At 66.5% G+C, this 17,772-nt stretch carries 15 protein-coding genes; 3 read left to right on the forward strand and 12 right to left on the reverse strand.

Features of this window, described 5'->3' with window-relative positions; all coding sequences use genetic code 11:
- Nucleotides 1–170: 170 nt before the first annotated feature.
- The 8 genes from AAFN46_RS05105 to AAFN46_RS05140 are packed head-to-tail and all read right to left on the reverse strand — an operon-like array spanning nt 171 to nt 8,150.
- The gene (locus tag AAFN46_RS05105) at nt 171–1,223 is read right to left on the reverse strand and encodes a chemotaxis response regulator protein-glutamate methylesterase (RefSeq protein WP_347807604.1); all 1,053 of its coding nucleotides are present in this window, start codon (nt 1,221–1,223) and stop codon (nt 171–173) included.
- 7 nt (nt 1,224–1,230) lie between these two features.
- Nucleotides 1,231–2,040 carry a CheR family methyltransferase gene (locus AAFN46_RS05110; RefSeq protein WP_347807605.1) on the reverse strand — a complete coding sequence of 270 codons (810 nt, stop codon included), beginning with the start codon at nt 2,038–2,040 and terminating at the stop codon, nt 1,231–1,233.
- Complete coding sequence (locus tag AAFN46_RS05115) at nt 2,040–2,555, reverse strand: chemotaxis protein CheW (protein ID WP_347807606.1); 516 nt, start codon at nt 2,553–2,555, stop codon at nt 2,040–2,042. Before AAFN46_RS05115 ends, AAFN46_RS05110 begins: the two co-directional genes overlap by 1 nt.
- Before the next feature lie 11 nt (nt 2,556–2,566).
- Nucleotides 2,567–4,210 carry a methyl-accepting chemotaxis protein gene (locus AAFN46_RS05120; RefSeq protein WP_347807607.1) on the reverse strand — a complete coding sequence of 548 codons (1,644 nt, stop codon included), beginning with the start codon at nt 4,208–4,210 and terminating at the stop codon, nt 2,567–2,569.
- Between the two features lie 10 nt (nt 4,211–4,220).
- Nucleotides 4,221–6,401: a chemotaxis protein CheA gene (locus AAFN46_RS05125; protein WP_347807608.1), complete on the reverse strand. Its 2,181-nt coding sequence runs from the start codon at nt 6,399–6,401 to the stop codon at nt 4,221–4,223.
- Nucleotides 6,391–6,702 carry an STAS domain-containing protein gene (locus AAFN46_RS05130; RefSeq protein WP_347807609.1) on the reverse strand — a complete coding sequence of 104 codons (312 nt, stop codon included), beginning with the start codon at nt 6,700–6,702 and terminating at the stop codon, nt 6,391–6,393. The genes AAFN46_RS05125 and AAFN46_RS05130 overlap by 11 nt, the downstream gene beginning before the upstream one ends.
- Nucleotides 6,702–7,067 carry a response regulator gene (locus tag AAFN46_RS05135; protein WP_347807610.1) on the reverse strand — a complete coding sequence of 122 codons (366 nt, stop codon included), beginning with the start codon at nt 7,065–7,067 and terminating at the stop codon, nt 6,702–6,704. The genes AAFN46_RS05130 and AAFN46_RS05135 overlap by 1 nt, the downstream gene beginning before the upstream one ends.
- A gap of 9 nt (nt 7,068–7,076) precedes the next feature.
- Nucleotides 7,077–8,150: a methyl-accepting chemotaxis protein gene (locus tag AAFN46_RS05140; protein WP_347807611.1), complete on the reverse strand. Its 1,074-nt coding sequence runs from the start codon at nt 8,148–8,150 to the stop codon at nt 7,077–7,079.
- Nucleotides 8,151–8,387: 237 nt separating this feature from the next.
- On the opposite strand from AAFN46_RS05140, the gene AAFN46_RS05145 reads away from it, so the two are divergent.
- Together AAFN46_RS05145 and AAFN46_RS05150 are read left to right on the forward strand one after the other, a co-directional pair.
- Nucleotides 8,388–9,314, forward strand: coding sequence for a chemotaxis protein CheV (locus AAFN46_RS05145; protein ID WP_347807612.1), 927 nt, complete (start codon nt 8,388–8,390; stop codon nt 9,312–9,314).
- Between the two features lie 55 nt (nt 9,315–9,369).
- On the forward strand, nt 9,370–10,173 hold the full coding sequence (locus AAFN46_RS05150) for an MOSC domain-containing protein (protein ID WP_347807613.1): 804 nt from the start codon (nt 9,370–9,372) through the stop codon (nt 10,171–10,173).
- Between the two features lie 160 nt (nt 10,174–10,333).
- On the opposite strand, the gene AAFN46_RS05155 is transcribed toward AAFN46_RS05150, so the two are convergent.
- The 4 genes from AAFN46_RS05155 to AAFN46_RS05170 all read right to left on the reverse strand — a co-directional run bounded on the left by AAFN46_RS05155 (nt 10,334) and on the right by AAFN46_RS05170 (nt 16,778).
- Nucleotides 10,334–11,692 (reverse strand): HlyD family type I secretion periplasmic adaptor subunit, encoded by a 1,359-nt coding sequence (locus tag AAFN46_RS05155; protein WP_347807614.1) that lies wholly within the window; start codon nt 11,690–11,692, stop codon nt 10,334–10,336.
- A gap of 12 nt (nt 11,693–11,704) precedes the next feature.
- Entirely contained in the window at nt 11,705–13,852 is a 2,148-nt protein-coding gene (locus AAFN46_RS05160) for a type I secretion system permease/ATPase (RefSeq protein WP_347807625.1), read from the reverse strand.
- 64 nt (nt 13,853–13,916) lie between these two features.
- On the reverse strand, nt 13,917–15,272 hold the full coding sequence (locus AAFN46_RS05165) for a TolC family outer membrane protein (RefSeq protein ID WP_347807615.1): 1,356 nt from the start codon (nt 15,270–15,272) through the stop codon (nt 13,917–13,919).
- A gap of 537 nt (nt 15,273–15,809) precedes the next feature.
- A complete protein-coding gene (locus AAFN46_RS05170; protein ID WP_347807616.1) occupies nt 15,810–16,778 on the reverse strand; it encodes a hypothetical protein in 969 nt (322 codons plus the stop codon).
- Here AAFN46_RS05170 and AAFN46_RS05175 point away from each other — a divergent pair.
- A partial coding sequence (locus tag AAFN46_RS05175) for a DUF5801 repeats-in-toxin domain-containing protein (RefSeq protein WP_347807617.1) occupies nt 16,764–17,772 on the forward strand: 1,009 nt, incomplete at its 3' end. The genes AAFN46_RS05170 and AAFN46_RS05175 overlap by 15 nt on opposite strands.

Here is a 17,772-nt window from a genome sequence, read left to right on the forward strand (position 1 = left end):
TGTTCTGGCGCATGCGGTACAAGGCACTCAAGCAAAGGCATACAAGGCATACTCGGTTCCCTCCCGGCGCCCCGATTCGCCGCGTCGGCCATGGGCGACGTCGGGGGCTAACGAATACTGTAGTTAAGGATTCGTCCGAGTGGTCAAGGTTCGCCCGACGCTATTCGCGCTCAGCCGCTGCGTCCGTACTGGACGATCAGCCTGGGCAGGTCCTGCAGCGTCTCGCAATGCTGCGCCGCGCCCAGGCGCAGGGCCTCCTTGGGCATGCCGAAGACGACGCAGCTGGCCTCGTCCTGCGCCACGGTGCGGGCTCCGGCTTCGCGCATGGCCAGCAGGCCGCGGGCGCCGTCGTCGCCCATGCCGGTCATGATGACGCCCAGCGAGTTGTGCCCGGCATGCCGTGCCACCGAGCGGAACAGCACGTCTACCGAGGGTTTGTGGCGATTGACCGGCGGACCGTCGAGGATCTCCACGAAGTACTGCGCGCCGCTGCGCTTGAGCTGCATATGGCGCCCGCCCGGGGCCACCAGCGCCAGGCCGGTGCGCACCCTGTCCATATTCTGGGCCTCGCGCACCTCGATGCGGCACAGGCCGTCCAGGCGTTGGGCGAAGGCGGCGGTGAATTTCTCCGGCATGTGCTGGACGATGACGATGCCGGGGCAATCCTCCGGCAACTGACGCAGCAGCACTTCCAGGGCCTGGGTGCCGCCGGTGGAGGTGCCCAGGGCCACGACCCGGTCGGTGGTGGCGAAGCCCGTCGTGCTGGTGACCTTGCCGGGGCTGGGCGTAGCGACCGGGGTAGGCGCCGTGCGCGGCATGGCGTGCGGCCGGCTGCGGGCGGCGGTCTCGATCTGCCTGGCCAGATCGCCGGCGAGCTGCTGCAGGCTCTCCTTCAGGCGCAGCCGGGCCTTGGTGAACACCCCCACGGCGCCGGCAGCCAGGGCCTCCAGGGTAATGTTCGCGCCGCTCTCGGTGAGGCTGGAGCAGATGATCGCCGGCGTGGGCCGCTCGGCCATGATCTTGCGCAGGAAGGTGATGCCGTCCATGCGCGGCATCTCCACGTCCAGCACCAGCACGTCCGGCCACTCCCGGTTCATCTTCTCCAGGGCGAACAGCGGGTCGGCGGCCTGGCCGATCACGCTGATGCCCGGGTGGCTGTCGAGGCAGGCGGTCAGTACCTGACGCACCAGGGCCGAGTCGTCGACTATGAATACCTTGATCATGAAAGCCTCACAGGCGCTCGAAGACGGAGGGGCGCAGGGTGCGCAGCGGTAGCTTGAAGCCCTGCAGGCTTTCGGCATGGCCGATGAACAGCAGGCCGCCGCTGCGCAGGCGCTCGACCAGGCGCTGGACGATGCCGAGCTTGTCCGGGTTGTTGAAATAGATCAGCACGTTGCGCAGAAAGATCGCGTTGAACGGGCCGACCTCCTGGGGCAGCTCGCGCATCAGGTTGAGTTCGGCGAAGGCCACCCGGTGACGCATCGCCTGGTTCATGCGGAAGTGCCCCTGATGCTCGTTGACGCCGCGCAGGCAGTGGCGCTGCAGCCAGCCGGAGGGAAACTGCCGGGCCTGCTCGAGAGGGTAGATGGCCTGCCGGGCACGCTCCAGCACGCGGCGGCTGAGGTCGCTGGCGAAGATCGACCAGTGCGGGGTGCGGGCGTGCTCGGCCAGGGTCATGGCCATGCTGTAGGCCTCCTCCCCGGAGGAGCTGGCGGCGCTCCACAGGTGCAGCGGGCCGCGCTGGGCGGCGACCCAGTCGCCGAGAAAGGCGAAGTGCTGTGGTTCGCGGAAGAAGTAGGTCTCGTTGGTGGTCAGCAGGTCGACCACCAGCCGGCGCTCCTCCTCGTTGGCCGGCTGGCGCAGGAAGCTGACGTACTCGTAGAAGTCGCCCTGCTCCAGTGCGCGCAGGCGCGACATCAGCCGCCCCGCCACCAGCATGCGCTTGCTCTCGGCCATGTGGATGCCCGAGGCCTGCAGCATGACCTGCTGCAGGTAGCGGAAATCTTCGTCGGACAGGTGCGGCAGTCGTGGTTGAGCCATCAGCTCGCCTGTTGCACCGCCAGGCTCAGCTGGCGGATGTCGTCGACCGACAGCACCCGGCGCACGTCGAGGATGATGGTGAAGCCGCGCTCGTCGCGGGCCATCCCGGCGATGAAGTCGGTGCGGATGCCGGTGCCGAAGGGCGGCGCCTGCTCCACGTCGTGCGGGTCGATGTCCAGCACGGCGTCGACGGCGTCCACCACCAGGCCGGTGCGCTGCGCCTGGTCATCGCCATTGAGCGACAGCTCGATGATTACGATGCAGGTGCGCCGGCCGGGCTGGGTCAGCTCGAAGCCGAAGCGCGCCGCCAGGTCCAGCACCGGCACCACGTTGCCGCGCAGGTTGATCACGCCATGGATGAAGCTCGGCATCATCGGCACGGCGGTGACCTGGCCGTATTCGATGATCTCGCGCACCAGTTCTATGGGCAGTGCATAGCGCGCCTGGCGAACCCGGAAGGAGAGGTGCTGCACCTTGTAGTCGAGCGGCTCGTCGAGGGTCTCGAGGGCGGTCATGGCGCGCTCCGTCAGTTGAAGCTGACGAACTGGCCATCGTCGCCCAGCGCCGCCGGGGCCTGGCGTTCGGGACGGCGCAGCTCGCGCAGGTTGCTCGGGCGTGGCGCCTGGACGCGCCGCGGGTTCGCCGCCGGGCTCTGGTTGCCGAGGCGGAAGTAGCCGATCAGCTCCAGCAGCTGGCCCGCCTGGGCGTTCATCTCCTCGGAGGTGGCGGCCAGCTCTTCGGAGGCCGAGGCATTCTGCTGGGTGATCTGGCTCATCTGCGCCATGGCGATATTGATCTGCGCCGCGCCGCTGCTCTGCTCCTGGGAGGCGGCCGTGATCTCCTGGACCAGGTCGGAGGTCTTCTGGATGTTCGGCACTATTTCATCCAGCAGGGCGCCCGCCTGTTCGGCCAGCTGCACGCTGCTGCCGGCCACGCCGCCGATCTCCTGGGCGGCAATCTGGCTGCGCTCGGCCAGCTTGCGCACCTCGGCGGCCACCACGGCGAAGCCCTTGCCATGGTCGCCGGCGCGCGCCGCCTCGATGGCGGCATTGAGCGCCAGCAGGTTGGTCTGGTAGGCGATGTCGTCGATGATGCCGATCTTGTCGGCGATCTGCTTCATGGCCTGAACCATCTCGCGCACGGCGCGGCCACCTTCCACGGCGTCGTTGGCGGCCTTGCCGGCGATGCCGTCGGTGACCCGTGCACTGTCGGTGTTCTGGGCGATGGAGGCGGACATCTGCTCGACCGAGGCGGAAGTCTCTTCGACGCTGGCGGCCTGCTCGGTCGCCGCCTGGCTGAGGGACTGGGATGTGGCGCTGACCTGCTCGGAGGCCGAGGACAGCGAGTCGGCGGCGCTGCGTACGTCGGCCATGACGTTGCGCAAGCGCTCGGTCATGTGCTGCATGGAGGTCAGAAGGCGGCCGGTCTCGTCCTGACTGTCGACCACCACCTGCACGCCGAGGTCGCCCTCGGCCAGGCTGTTGGCCACGCTCACGGCGCGGTTCAGCGGCCGCGAGATGCTGCGGGTGATGAAGATGCCGATGGCGAAGCCGACCAGCGCGGAGATCAGGATCAGGGCGATCATCTGCGTGCGCGAGCCCAGGTAGATGTCGGCGATGGTTTCGCTGGCTTCCTTGGCGCGCTGCTTCTTGTGCTCGACCAGTTCGGTCATGGCCTTGTCGGCGGCACTGCCCCGCTCGCGCAACTGCGGCATCAGGCTGTCGATCGCGCTGGCCTCGGCCAGGCTGCCGGAGGCGCGATGGCTGTCGATGACCTGCTGTACGCTCTGCTCGTAGTCGCGCATCAGTTGGCCGAGGCGTTCCAGATCGGCGCGCGACTCGGCGCTGGCGAAACTGGGGTCGGCTTTCTCCACCGCCTCATGCATGGCCTTGATGGCGTTTTGCACCTGGGCCAGGGCGGCATCGCGATCCTGCAGCGTGGTGGCCAGCAGGACGGAGCGCAGTCCGCGGCCGATATAGACCAGATTCAGGTTGGCCGTTTGCATGGAGTCCAGAGCGAGCATTTCGCGCTCGTACATCTGATCCGACAGTTCGCTGACCTTGGCCAGGTTGAGGATGCCGAGCGCGCCAACCAGGGCGGTCAGCAGCACCACCAGGGTGAAACCGGCGATCAGGCGCACGCCGATTCTCAGGTTGCGGATGAATTGCATGGCGGATCTCCTACGCGCCGGTCAGTTCGACGCGCGGTTGGGGGGGATTGAGTTCGGCTTCGACTTGCCGTTGCAGATGGCGCAGCAGGCTGGTGACATCGAGGATCAGGGCGATCTGTCCGGAGCCGAGGATGGTCGAGCCGCCGATGCCCTGCAGGTGCTGGAACAGCAGGCCGAGCGGCTTGATCACGGTCTGCAGTTCGCCGTGCAGGCGGTCGACGATCAGCCCCGCCCGCTGTCGGCCCAGGTTGACCACCAGGATGTTGCGCCGCCCATGGGGCCGCGAAGGCAGCTCGAAGTGCGCCGCCAGGTCGATGCAGGGCAGGGGCCGGCCGCGCAGGTTGAGGTAGCCGTAGCGCCCCTCCAGCGGTGCGTCCAGCTCCAGGCATTCGGTGACCAGGTCCAGCGGCACCACGAAGTGTTCGTCGCCCAGACTGACCAGGAAGCCGTCGATGATCGCCAGGGTCAGCGGCAGGCGGATGCGGAAGGTACAGCCCTGGCCGGGGCGCGACTCGATCTCGATGCTGCCGCGCAGGGCGTCGATGGCGCTGCGCACCACGTCCATGCCGACGCCCCGCCCGGACAGGTCCGACACCGCATCGGCCGTGGAGAAGCCGGCGGCGAAGATCAGCATATGGGTGTCGGCCTCGCCGAGCGCGGCCTGTGCATCGATCAGCCCGCGCTCGATGGCCTTCTCGCGGATGCGTTCGGTGTTCAGCCCGCGTCCGTCGTCCGTCACCTCGATCACTATCATGCCGGAGTCGTGGTAGGCGTTCAGACCGAGCCGGCCCTCGGCGGGCTTGCCGACGGCCAGGCGCTGCTCGGCGGACTCGATGCCATGGTCGATGGCGTTACGCACCAGGTGGGTGAGCGGGTCGGCCAGCTTGTCGATCACCGAGCGGTCCAGCTCGGTGTCGGCGCCCTGAATCTCCAGGCGAATCTGCTTGCCGAGTTGCTGGCTGACATCGCGTACCACGCGGTGGAAGCGGTTGAAGGTGTCGCCGATCTCGATCATGCGCAGCTTCAGCGCCGCCTCGCGGATGGCCTCGACATGGTTATTGACGGTCTGGTTGCTCTCGATGCACTCGGTGCTGCCCTGTAGCTGGGCCTGCAGCTGGGCGCCGGCGGCGCTGATCACCAGTTCGCCGACCAGGTTGATCAGCTCGTCCAGCTTGTGCGCGGCGACGCGGATGTGGCTGCTCTCACGCGGCGCGCGCTCGCGGGCCGACTGCTGCTTGGCCAGTGCCGCGCTGACTGCCTGCGGCGGGACCAGGCCGGCCTCCACCAGCACGCTGCCGAGCGGCGGCTTGGCACTCTGCCGATCCTGGGCCTGCAGGGCCAGGCCCTCGGCCAGTTCGCGCTCGGTGAGCAGGCCGCTGGCGATCAGGATGCGGCCGATGCGCTCATCGGTTTCCGGTAGCTCGTGAATCAGTTGCAGGTAGTCGCCGAGCGCGCTGTTCGGCGGCAGGATGCGCAGGGTGCAGAAGTCGCGGATGAACTCGAATACCTCCTCGATCTCCACCTTGCTGGCGTCGCTGTGCAGGGCGATTTCCAGGCCCAGGTAGCAGCTTTCCGGGTCCATCTCGGCGAGATCGGGCATCTGCTCGGCGAGGGTTTCCAGATGCAGGATATCGCCCAGCCGGGCCAGATAGCGGACGAAGGCGGCCGGATCGAAGCCGTTGCGCAGCAGGTCCGGCTGGAAGCGCAGGGAGATGTGCCAGGCGCCGCTCACCTTGCAATCGGCGGCGCGCGCTCTCTCTTCCTCTTGCGCGGTGACGGCCAGCCTGGGGCCGCCGGTCTCCTGCGCGAGGGCATCGAGCAATTGGGCCTGATGGGCCTCGTCCACCGGCAGGTCGCCGCTGTCCGGGTCGATCAGTTCGAGCATCGAGGCGATCTCGTCCATGCAGCGCAGCATCAGCGAGATCAGCGGCGGGGTCAGCCGCCGCTCGCCGTCGCGCACCGCCATCAACAGGTTTTCCAGGTGGTGGGCGAAGTTCACCAGCGGCGTCAGGGTGAACAACCCGGCTGACCCCTTGAGCGTATGTACGGCGCGGAACAGGCCATTGATCGCCTGTTCGTCGTCCGGCTGCTGGTCCAGTGCCAGCAGGTATTCCTCCGCCTGCTTGGCCAGGTCGCGGCCTTCCTCGATGAAGCCGCGCAGCAGCTGTCCCCACTGGTTCTCATTGAGCATGCGGTTCTCCCGTTAGCAGGGTGCCCAGATTCAGCAGTCCGAGCAGCTCGCGCGCCGCCTCGCTGAGGGCGCTCAGCTGGAGGTCGCCACCGGCTTCGCGCAGGTGACGGTGGGCGGCCAGCAGTAGCTGGGCACCGGCGCTATCCAGCTCGCCCAGCTCGTGCAGGTCGAGGCGCCAACTGGCATCGCGGCTTTCGGCAAAGGCCGCGAGCAGGGCGTCGCGCGCCTGGGCCACTTCATAGATGGTGAGGCTGCCGGCCAGGCTGAGGTCGCTGGCGGTGGTCTGGTTCAGGGCGAACATCAGCTGGCCAACTTGTCGACGGCCGAGAGCAGTTGCTGGGGTTGGAACGGCTTGACGATCCAGGCCTTGGCTCCTGCCGCCTGGCCTTCGGCCTTCTTGCTCTGCTCGCCCTCGGTGGTGAGCATGACGATGGGCGTGAAACGGTACTCGTTGCGGGTCTTGATCTCCTTCACCAGGCCGATGCCGTCCAGGTTCGGCATGTTCACGTCGCTGATGATCAGGTTGATCTTCTGGCCGTTGAGCTTGTTCAGCGCGTCTTGGCCATCGACCGCCTCGATGACCTGGTGGCCGGCTCCCGTGAGGGTCATCTTCACCAGTTGGCGCATGGACAGGGAGTCGTCGACGATCAGGATGGTCTTGCTCATGGGAGGGCCTCAGAAAAAGGTGATGTCGTCCTGGGGCTGCGCACGACGGCCGTGCCGCTCCTCGGTGGTGGTGAAGCGCCGGCGCAGGTCGGCCAGCCAGCGCTCGGGCTGCAGCTCGGGATGAGGCTCGGCGGTGGTGCCTTCGAGCCTGTGCAGGTCGGCCTGCAGGTGGTCGAGCATCTGGTCGGCGCGGTCCTGGAACTGCAGGCCGACCACTATCTGCTGGATGTCGGCCTGGGTGATGCGCAGGTCCTGCTGCAGCAAGCGCGTGGTCTCGCTCAGCTCGGCGAGATTGCCGGACAGGCTGCTCATCAGCTCGCCGGTGACCTGGTCCAGGTACTGCAGGTTGCTGTCCTCGCTGACCGACATCTCTTCCGCGGCGGTGACGGTGCCGCGGATGGCGGCATTGATTTCGCTGACCTTCTCCACCATGCGCTGGCCGGTTTCCGCCGACAGGCTGGACAGCTTGCGTACCTCGTCGGCCACCACCGAGAAGCCGCGGCCGTATTCCCCGGCGCGGGCCGCCTCGATGGCGGCGTTGAGGGCCAGCAGGTTGGTCTGGCTGGCGATGTCCTGGACGTGCTTGGACATGGCCTGCAGCTCGCTGGCGAACTGGTTCAGGCTGCCGATGGTGCCGAGCAGCTGGTGCTTGCGTTCGCCGGCTGCGTGGAAGGCGGAGGACACTTCGTCCAGGCGTTGGTTGGTGTGGCGCAGGTCGGCGGCGATGCCGTCGCCGCCGATCACGCTCTCGGAGTGGCCGAGGGTCTGCTCCAGGCGTTGGGTCAGGCTCGCGAAGCGTTCGAAGAGCTGGCCGATGTTGTCCCGCAGGACGTTGCGGACCTGGCCGAGGTTTTCCGCCCAGACCGGTAGCACCGCCTGCAGCAGCGGCGGGTAGGGCGGCGGGGCGGGTTCGGGGGCGGCGGCAGCCTCGGGCTGGCGCGCCTCGGCCTGGCCCAGGGGGCGCAGTGGCAGCGCAGCGCCCGCGGCAAGCAGCAGGCCGGCGGCGGCGAGCCAGGGCTGGGTGAGCGAGATGCCGATGCCTGCGATCAGCAGACCCAGCCAGAGCAGGGAGTAGACGAGCACGGAGAGGGTCCCGGCGGTGGACTATGCCATGAACGATAGAGGCGCCCAGGCAGGGCCGAAATCGGGGAGCCCCCTAGACGCCCCTAGGGGGAGTTCCGCTGGCACCCCCGCTGGCGCCCCGATACACGCACTGGCATGATGGCAAACGGCCGGCTTCAGCGGCGGCGCCATCGGCCGATATCTGGACCAGGTCCCGTAGTACTGGGCTAGACTCGAAAGACACGATAGGAGTGAACGATGGGCGGCATTCTCGATAGCGTTGATCAGCGCACGCAGTTGGTGGGCGAGAACCGTCTGGAGATTCTCATGTTCCGCCTGGCCGGGCGTCAGCTGTTCGCCATCAACGTGTTCAAGGTGCAGGAAGTCCTGCAGCTGCCCAAGCTGACGCTGATGCCGCATCGCCATCCTTACGTCTGCGGGGTGGTCAACCTGCGCGGCCAGACCCTGCCGGTGATCGACCTGTCCCAGGCCATCGGCATGCGCCCGCTGACCCCCAACGAGAACAGCACCATCATAGTCACCGAGTACAACCGCTCGGTGCAGGCCTTCCTGGTCGGTGGGGTGGACCGCATCCTCAACCTCAACTGGGAGTCCATCCAGCCGCCGCCGGGGGGCGCCGGGCGTCAGCACTACCTGACCGCCATCACCAAGGTGGACGACCAGATCGTCGAAATCATCGACGTGGAAAAGGTGTTGGCCGAGATCGCGCCGATGAACACCAAGGTCTCCGACGAGAAGCTGGCCGAACCTCTGCTGGCCCGCGCCGTGGGCCGCGAGGTGCTGCTGGTGGACGACTCCAGCGTGGCCCTCAATCAGTTGCGCGACACCATGACCCAGCTGGGCATTCGCCCGCACACCGCCAGCGATGGCCTCAAGGGCCTGCACTTGCTGAAGAAGTGGGCCGACGCCGGCGAGAACATGACCGACAAGCTGCTGATGGTGATCACCGACGCCGAGATGCCGGAGATGGACGGCTACCGCCTGACCACCGAGATCCGCAACGACCCGCGCCTGCGCGACCTCTACGTGGTGCTGCACACCTCGCTGTCCGGCAGCTTCAACGATGCCATGGTGAAGAAGGTCGGCTGCGACAACTTCCTTTCCAAGTTCCAGCCGGACAAGCTGGTGGACGTCATCCTGGACCGTTTGCGTCGCGACGCTTGAGCGCTCGTCGCGCTCCCCGTATAACCGGCATCTCAACCTCAAGGATGCCGGTCCCATGCAGCTCTCCGCCCTCTACCGTTACCCGCTCAAGTCCGCCCGCGGCGAGAGTCTGTCCAGTTCGCCGCTGGAGGCGCTGGGCCTCGCCGGCGACCGGCGCTGGATGCTGGTGGAGCCGGAGAGCGGACGCTTCCTGACCCAGCGTTTGTTGCCGCAGATGAGCCAGCTGACGGCGCTGTACAACGCCGCAGGAGGGCTCAGCCTGAGTGCGCCGGGTTTCGGCAGTCTGGAGGTGGCGTTGCCGCAGCCGGACGCCGATCTGCGCGGCGTCACCGTATGGCGCGACAGCCTGCGCGTGCCGGATGCCGGCGACGCCGCGGCCGAGTGGCTGAGCGCCTTCATCGGCCGGCCCTGTCGCCTGGTGCAGGTGCCCGAGGCGCGGGCCCGCCAGGTCGACACCGGTTACGCCCGGCCCGGCGACAGGGTGGCCTTCTCCGATGGTTTTCCACTGCTGCTGATCGGCCAGGCTTCGCTGGACGACCTGTCGGCGCGGGTCGGCCGACCGCTGCAGATGCTGCGCTTTCGTCCCAACCTGGTGATCGAGGGCAGCGCGCCCTATGCCGAAGACGGCTGGAAGCGCATCCGCATCGGCGAGCTGGAGTTCGAGGTGGCCAAGGGCTGCAGCCGCTGCATTCTCACTACCATCGACCCGCAGACCGGCGAGCGCAGTGCCGACCGCGAGCCGCTGACCACCCTGAAGAGCTACCGCGAGCGCGAGGGTGATGTGTATTTCGGGCAGAACCTGCTGCCGCGCGGGGTCGGCGAGCTGCGTGTCGGCATGCCGGTCGAGGTACTGGAGTAGGGGCTCTCTTCCTTCTCCCTCCGGGAGAAGGTGGCCGAAGGCCGGATGAGGGAGGTGCAGTCGTAGTGCTGTGCGACCCGCGAAGAAGCTGTTGCCTAGAGCTCCCTCACCCCCGGCCCCTCTCCCGGAGGGAGAGGGGAGAGTCGCTTAGGTTTCCTTTCTAGCGTTCGCGCAGCGCTTCGGCACGGGCCTTGAGTACCGGTTTGAGCAGATAGTCCAGCACGCTCTTTTCGCCGGTGACTATGTCCACGGTGGCGACCATGCCGGGGATGATCAGCAGCGGGTGGTCGTCGTTGCCCAGGTGGCTCTTATCGGTGCGTACCTGGATCAGGTAGAAGCTGTTGCCTTCCTCGTCGGTGATGGTGTCGGCGCTGATCAGCTCCAGCTTGGCCTTGAGTCCGCCGTAGATGGTGTAGTCGTAGGCGGTGAATTTGACCATGGCCTTCTGCCCGGGGTGCAGGAAGGCCACGTCCTGCGGGCGGATGCGCGCCTCGATCAGCAGGTTGTCTTCCAGCGGCACCACCTCGAGTATGGTGTCGCCGGGCTGTACCACGCCGCCTATGGTGTTGACCTTGAGCAACTTGATCACCCCATGCACGGGGGACACCACTGTGGTGCGGCTGACCCGGTCCTCGATGGCCATGCTGGTGGAAGTGATCTTGGTCAGCTCGGTGCGCACCTCGTTGAGCTCCTTCAGCGCCTCGGTCTGGAAGGCCAGGGTCGACTCCTTGAGCTTGCTCTCGATCTCCTGCATGGCCGCCTCGGCGCGGGGTATGGCCAGGTTGGTGGCCTCCAGGGAGCCGCGCATCTCTACCGCGCTGCGGCGCAGGCGGAGTATCTCCACCTCGGAGATCGCCCCGGTGGCCACCAGCGGCTGCGACATGTTCAGCTCCTGCTGGATCAGGCCCAGGCTGGAGCGGTATTGCTGGGCCTTGGCGCGAAACTCGGCGAGTTCCTGGGTCTTCTGCCGCAGTTGTTCATTGAGGGTGTTCTGCTCGCTGGCCAGGCGCTGCTGGCGCGAGCGGTACAGGGCTAGTTCGTCCTCGGCGAGCTGCGGCGCCTGCTTGACCAGGCTTTCCGGCAGGGCGATGGGGCGCCCCTCGGCCTCGGCGCTGAGGCGCTCAACCCGCGCCAGCAGGGCCAGGCGGTCGGCCTCGGTCTCGCCCTTGTTGGAGATGAAGCGGGTGGCGTCCAGGCGCAGCAGCACATCGCCCTTGTCCACCACCTGGCCTTCGCGCACGAAGATCTCGGTGACGATGCCGCCCTCCAGATTCTGGATCACCTGCACCTTGCTCGAGGGAATCGCCTTGCCTTCGCCGGTGGTGACCTCTTCCAGCTCGGCGAACTTGGCCCAGACCAGCGCCGCGATCAGGCAGGCGGTGACCGCCCAGACGGTGGCACGGGCCAGCCAGGGCGAGTCCTCGAGGATGGCGCCATCCACTTCGGGCATGAACTCGGTATCCGGTTTAGAGCGGTTCAGGCTACCGAAGTAGTCGCGCAGGCCCTGGTTCAGTTGCATGGCTGCCTCCGGCTAGACCGCGGCGGGGCCGACGCGGCCCTTGCGCAAGGCATCGATCACGGCTTCCTTCGGACCATCGGCCACTATGTGCCCAGAGTCCAGCACGATCAGCCGGTCGACCAGGCTGAGCATGGAGGCACGGTGGGTGATCAGCAGCAGGGTCTTGCCCTGTGACCAGCCCTGCAGACGGTTGCGCAGGATGTCCTCGCTGGTGTTGTCCATGGCGCTGGTCGGCTCGTCAAGTACCAGGATCGGCGGGTCGAGCAGCAGGGCGCGGGCCAGCAGCACGGCCTGACGCTGACCGCCGGAGAGCAGTTGGCCGCGCTCGCCCACCGGCCGGTCGAAGCCCTGCGGATGCTGCCGGGCCAGCTCGGAGACGCCGGCCAGTTCGGCCACCTCCAGCATGCGTGCGTCGCTGACATAGCGAGCGCCCAGGGTCAGGTTGTCGCGCAGGCTGCCGGCCAGCAGCGGTAGATCGTGGGCGACATAGCCGATCTGGTGCCTCAGGTCGGCTACGTCCAGCTGGCGCAGGTCCAGACCGTCGAGCAGGATCTGGCCTTCGTCCGGGCTGTAGAAGTTCATCAGCAGGCGCGCCAGGGTGCTCTTGCCCGAGCCACTGCGGCCGATGATGCCGACCCGCTCGCCGGTGGCCATGTGCAGGCTGACCTTGCTTAGCGCGGGCGTGCTCTGCCCCGGGTAGCTGAAGCTGACTTGGCGTACATCCAGGGCGCCTTTCAGGTGGGTGCGCTCCAGCGGCCTCTGCTTGGGCTGGCGCTCCTGTGGCAGGGCCATCAAGGCGTCGGTGCTGACCATGGTCAGGCGTGCCTGCTGATAGCGGGTGATCAGCCCGGCGATCTGCCCCAGTGGCGCCAGCACCCGGCTGCCGAGCATGTAGCAGGCGACCAGGGCGCCGACGCTGAGCTTGCCATCGATGATGATGTAGACCCCGGCGACTATGGTGGACATGCCGGCGAACTGCTGCAGGAACAGGGTGCCATTGGTGGCCAGGGATGCGAGGAAGCGCGCATGGCTGTCGAGGCGGGTGAGGGCGCCGTGGGTCTTCTCCCAGTGGTGCTGGCGTTCGCTCTCCGCGCTGCAGGCCTTGAGCGTTTCCAGGCCGCCGAGGGTCTCGATCAGCAGGGCCTGACGCTCGGCGCCCAGGGCCAGACTCTTCTGCACCGTGTCGCGCAGGCGGGTCTGGATGATGAAGGCGAACAGCGCCGTGATGGGGAAGGCCAGCAGCGGGATGGCCACCAGCCAGCCGCCGAGCAGGCCGATGACCAGGATCATCAGCAGGGAGAAGGGCAGGTCGATCAGGCTGGTCAGGGTCACCGCGGTGAGAAACTCGCGCAGGCCCTGAAAGTCGTGGATGCTCTGGGCGAAGCCGCCAACCGTGGCCGGCCTGGCCTTCATCGACATGCCGGTGATGCGCTCGAACAGGGTGGCGGACAGCACCACGTCGGTCTTCTTCCCGGCGACGTCCAGCAGATAGGCGCGCAGCACCCGCAGCAGCAGCTCGAAGGAAGTGCCGATGAACAGGCCGATGGCCAGCACCCAGAGGGTGGCCACGGCCTGGTTGGGCACCACCCTGTCGTAGGTCTGCATGACGAACAGCGGCACCATCAGGCCCAGCAGGTTGATCAGCAGGCTGGCCAGCACCGCGTCGGTATAGAGCCAGCGCGACAGCTTGAGGGTGTCGCGGAACCAGGCCTCGACCCGTGGCACCAACGGGGTGCGGGCATCCTCCAGCTCGTGCTGCGGCTTGGCGAAGAAGGCCTGGCCGCTGTACTCGATGGCCAGGTGGTCACGGTTGACCCACTGCTCGCCGCCATCGGCCTCGCAGGGCAGGATCAGCATCTGGTTCTTCGGCGCCATCTTGCGCAGCACGGCGCTGCGGCCGTCCTTGAGCAGCAACAGCACGGGCAGGTTGAGCGGTGATATGGAGGCGAGCTCACGGCGCAGGATGCGTCCCTGCAGGCCGGCGCGGGCCGCCGCACGCGGCAGCAGTTCCGGGCTGAGGCGTTGCTCGGGCATGGGTAGCCCCGCCGTCAGGCTGGCGCGGCTGGCCGAGCATTCGTGCAGGTTGCAGAGAATGAGGAGTCCATCCAGCAGCGGATCGTCGTGACTCTGCCGCTGGTCATCGGAGGGTCTCCGCTCCATGGTGGTCAAGGTCACTACTCCTGAGACGCTGCCCGGCGGGTGCCGGGCAGCGTCTTCGCCGGGGCTACTTCATTGCCGGCAGGCGGGCCTCGCTCTTCACTTCGGTGAGGGCTACGGCTTCAGCCGGTACCACGACGTTCTGTTTCTTCAACAGCTCGCCCATGGCTGCGATGGCGCGATACATGGAGAACTCTTCGGTGTAGCGCACCTCGGTGTAGCGGCGGTTGGCGGTGAAGAGTTCGTTCTCGCTGTCCAACAGGTCCAGCAGGGTGCGCTGGCCGAGGCTGAACTGCTGCTGGTAGGCCTCACGCGAGCGCGAGGAGTAGTCTGCGTAGTCGCGCGCCTTCGGGGTCTGCAGGCGGGCGTTTTCCATGGCGTTCCAGGCCAGCGCCAGGTTCTCGTTGAGTACCCGCAAGGCGTTGTTGCGGATGTCCATCGACTGGTTGATCTTGTGCGCCGCCCCCTGCAGACGGGCCTTGTCGCGCATGCCGTTGAACAGGTTGTAGTTCATCACCACGGCGGCGCGCCAGGTGTTGTAGTGGCCTTCGTCGCCCTGGGTGTTGTCGTCGGCGGTGGTGGCCAACTCGAGGTCGAAGCGCGGGTAGAAGGGCGACTTGGCCACTTCGTATTGTTTCTCGGCGGCATACACGTCGGACTGGGCCGATTTCAGATAGGGGTTGCTGTCCATCATCATCTGCCGGGCCATGTCCAGGCTTTCCGGCATTTCGCCCTTGATGGTGCCGGGCTGCTCCAGTTCGTCCGGCATGCGCCCGGTGGCGCTGAAGAAGTTGGCCTCGGCGTCGGCCAGGTTGACTTCCTCGGTGTACAGGTTGTTGGCGGCCAGGGCGAGACGAGCCTCGGACTGATCGAGGTCGGCGGTGCTGCCCACACCGCGTTCGCTGCGCAGCTTGATCTGATCGTTGACCCGCTCGTGGGCCTGCAGGTTGTTCTGTGCCAGGGTCACCATCTCACGGCGCTTGAGCACGTCCAGATAGACCTCGACGGTGCGCAGAGCCAGGCTCTCGGCAGTGGCTTGCACGTAGTAGGCGCGTGAGTTGACCGTTGCCTCGGTGCGGGCCACCTCGTTGGGGGTGTTGAAGCCGTCGAACAGCATCTGCCGCAGGCGCAGTTCGGCATCGCGATAGTTCAGGGTTTCCTTGTTGTGGTCGCCGAGCGCGCGGGTAGTCGGGCTGTCGGTTTGTTCGCGGCCGTAGCCTACCAGCAGGTCGACGGTCGGCAGGTAGCCCCCTTTGGCGACTTTCACGTCCTCATCCGCCGAGAGACGGTCGTTCATACTGGAGTGCAGCTCGGGATGATTGTCGATGGTGCTCTGGATGGCCTCCGAGAGCGTCATGGCCTGTACTTGGGAGCAGGCCATGGCCAGCAGGATGCCACTACAGAGCGGGGTCAGAACGCGCATGAGGTTTCTCCTTATTTATATATGCTCGGTTCCTGTCGCCAAATTGCTGACGCTTCTGCCTGGAGACCTGCCCAAGCCTTTAACATCACAGCTAAGAACATTCATAAGAGTAGCTAAGAAAAAATCTGCACAAGGTTAATGAGAAAAAAGTCTTATGCACTCCGTGAGATCGGGCACATTGTTTCGGGTGTAAGCCGCGAAAAACGGGGCTTTCAGCTCTGTTCGCAGTTAAAGCAGGTGGGCAATCGCAGTTTGGAGCATAAGGGGCGGGGATGTTCTGAGGCAGTAAGCGGGTGCAGTTGGGGCGACACTTTTTTGTCGCGTTTCAAGAGTTGGGTTATCGCACCGTTTCAGTCCGTTCAGTTTCTTCTTCGCACGCAATCCCAGGTTCGAAAGGTGGTTAGGCCCTTTTGAAACGTGTCGACGGTGGTCGGCAGCTGTAGTGCGGAGGAAGGAATCATGGCTACTTTGATTGGTGTCGTCAGTCAGGTTGTCGGCGAAGTCTATGCGGTAGCCGGCGATGGAACGCGTCGACCGCTAGTCGAAGGCGATCGGGTCTATGCCGGCGAGCAACTGGTTACTGGTGCCGGGGGAGCGGTCGCGATTAGCCTCAGCAATGGTGAGGTTCTTACGCTCGGGCGCGACAGCTCTCTTGCTCTGACCGAACAGATGATCGCGGCCGGTGAAGGCCCGACTGTCGCGGCCCAGCCTAGCGATACGCCTCCGGCGCCCTCCGATTCCCAACTGACTGATGTCGAACAACTGCAGGCCGCTATCGAGGCCGGTGTCGACCCGACTGTCGAGGGCGAGGCCACCGCGGCCGGTCCCGGTGCCGGTGGTGCGGGTGGCGCAGGCGGTGCCGGTGCTCTCGGCGGTGGGCACAGCTTCGTGCTGCTGAGTGAGGTCGGTGGCGCGCTTGACCCTGTGATCGGTTTCCCGACCGAGGGCTTCAACACCGGCCCAGAGTTTCCGGATGCAGAGCCGATCGTGACGGACGAGCCGGCACCCGCCATCGTGGTCGATGGTTTGCCGACAGCCGGCGAAGATACCGGGGCGGTGGATGAGGAAGGCCTGCCCGGTGGTATCCCCGGGGGTCCGAATGACATAGCAGGCGAAAGCGGAAGTGTCAGCGGCGTGCTGGGTTACAGCTTCGGGCCGGACGGTCCCGGTAGCTTCTCCTGGAGTACGGCAGGTCTGCCGGCGGTCACATCCGGTGGCGTGGCATTGGTCTACAGCGTCAGCGCAAATGGCCTGACGCTGACAGCCACGGCAGGGGAAACGACGGTTTTTACCCTGACGCTGACTAACCTGGCGACGGGGGCATACACCTTCACGCTGTTGCAACCCCTCGATCATCCACTGCCCCTGCCGGGAACCAGTGACGAGAACAACCTGAATTTCCTGTTCGGCTACACCATTACCGACTCTAACGGCAGCACTGCCTCCGGCAGCCTGTCTATTGCGGTCAATGACGATAGCCCGGTCATCGATTTGGCTGAAACTCAACTGCCGACCCTGGTGGTGGATGAAAGCAACCTGGCGCTGGATGCCAGCGCCGACTTCAGCGGCGCCTTCAGCTCGGCATTCGGCGCAGACGGTGCCGGCGGCATCAGCTACGCCTTCAGCCTCGGCGGTGGCCCCAGCGGCCTGGTGGACGTGGCCAGTGGCTTGGACATCGTGCTGGGCCTGAATGGCGGCGTGGTGGAAGGCTGGGTCGGTGGCAACCCGGCGGTGGTGGCCTTCACCCTCAGCGTGGACGCCAGCGGCACGGTGACCCTCGACCAGCTGCGCGCCCTGCAACACCCGGATGGCAGTGACCCGAACGATGCGGTGAGCCTGGCCAGCGGCGCGGTGAGCCTGGTGGCGACCATCACCGACCGCGATGGTGACCAGGCCAGCGCCAGCCTGGATCTGGGCGGGCTGCTGAGCTTCCATGACGACGGCCCGAGCATCAGCCTGGCCGACGCCGAGTACCCGACCCTGGTGGTGGACGAGAGCGACCTGTCCATCGATGCCAGCGCCGACTTCAGCGGCGCCTTCAGCTCGGCATTCGGCGCAGACGGTGCCGGCGGCATCAGCTACGCCTTCAGCCTCGGAGGTGGCCCCAGCGGCCTGGTGGACGTGGCCAGCGGCCTGAATATCGTGCTGGGCCTGAATGGCGGCGTGGTGGAAGGCTGGGTCGGTGGCAACCCGGCGGTGGTGGCCTTCACCCTCAGCGTGGACGCCAGCGGCACGGTGACCCTCGACCAGCTGCGCGCCCTGCAACACCCGGACGGCAGTGACCCGAACGACGCGGTGAGCCTGGCCAGCGGCGCGGTGAGCCTGGTGGCGACCATCACCGACCGCGATGGCGACCAGGCCAGTGCCAGCCTGGATATGGGCGGGCTGCTGAGCTTCCATGACGACGGCCCGAGCATCAGCCTGGCCGACGCCGAGTACCCGACCCTGGTGGTGGACGAGAGCGACCTGTCCATCGATGCCAGCGCCGACTTCAGCGGCG

The sequence above is a fragment of the Pseudomonas sp. CAU 1711 genome (assembly GCF_039888625.1).
Lineage (GTDB): Bacteria > Pseudomonadota > Gammaproteobacteria > Pseudomonadales > Pseudomonadaceae > Aquipseudomonas.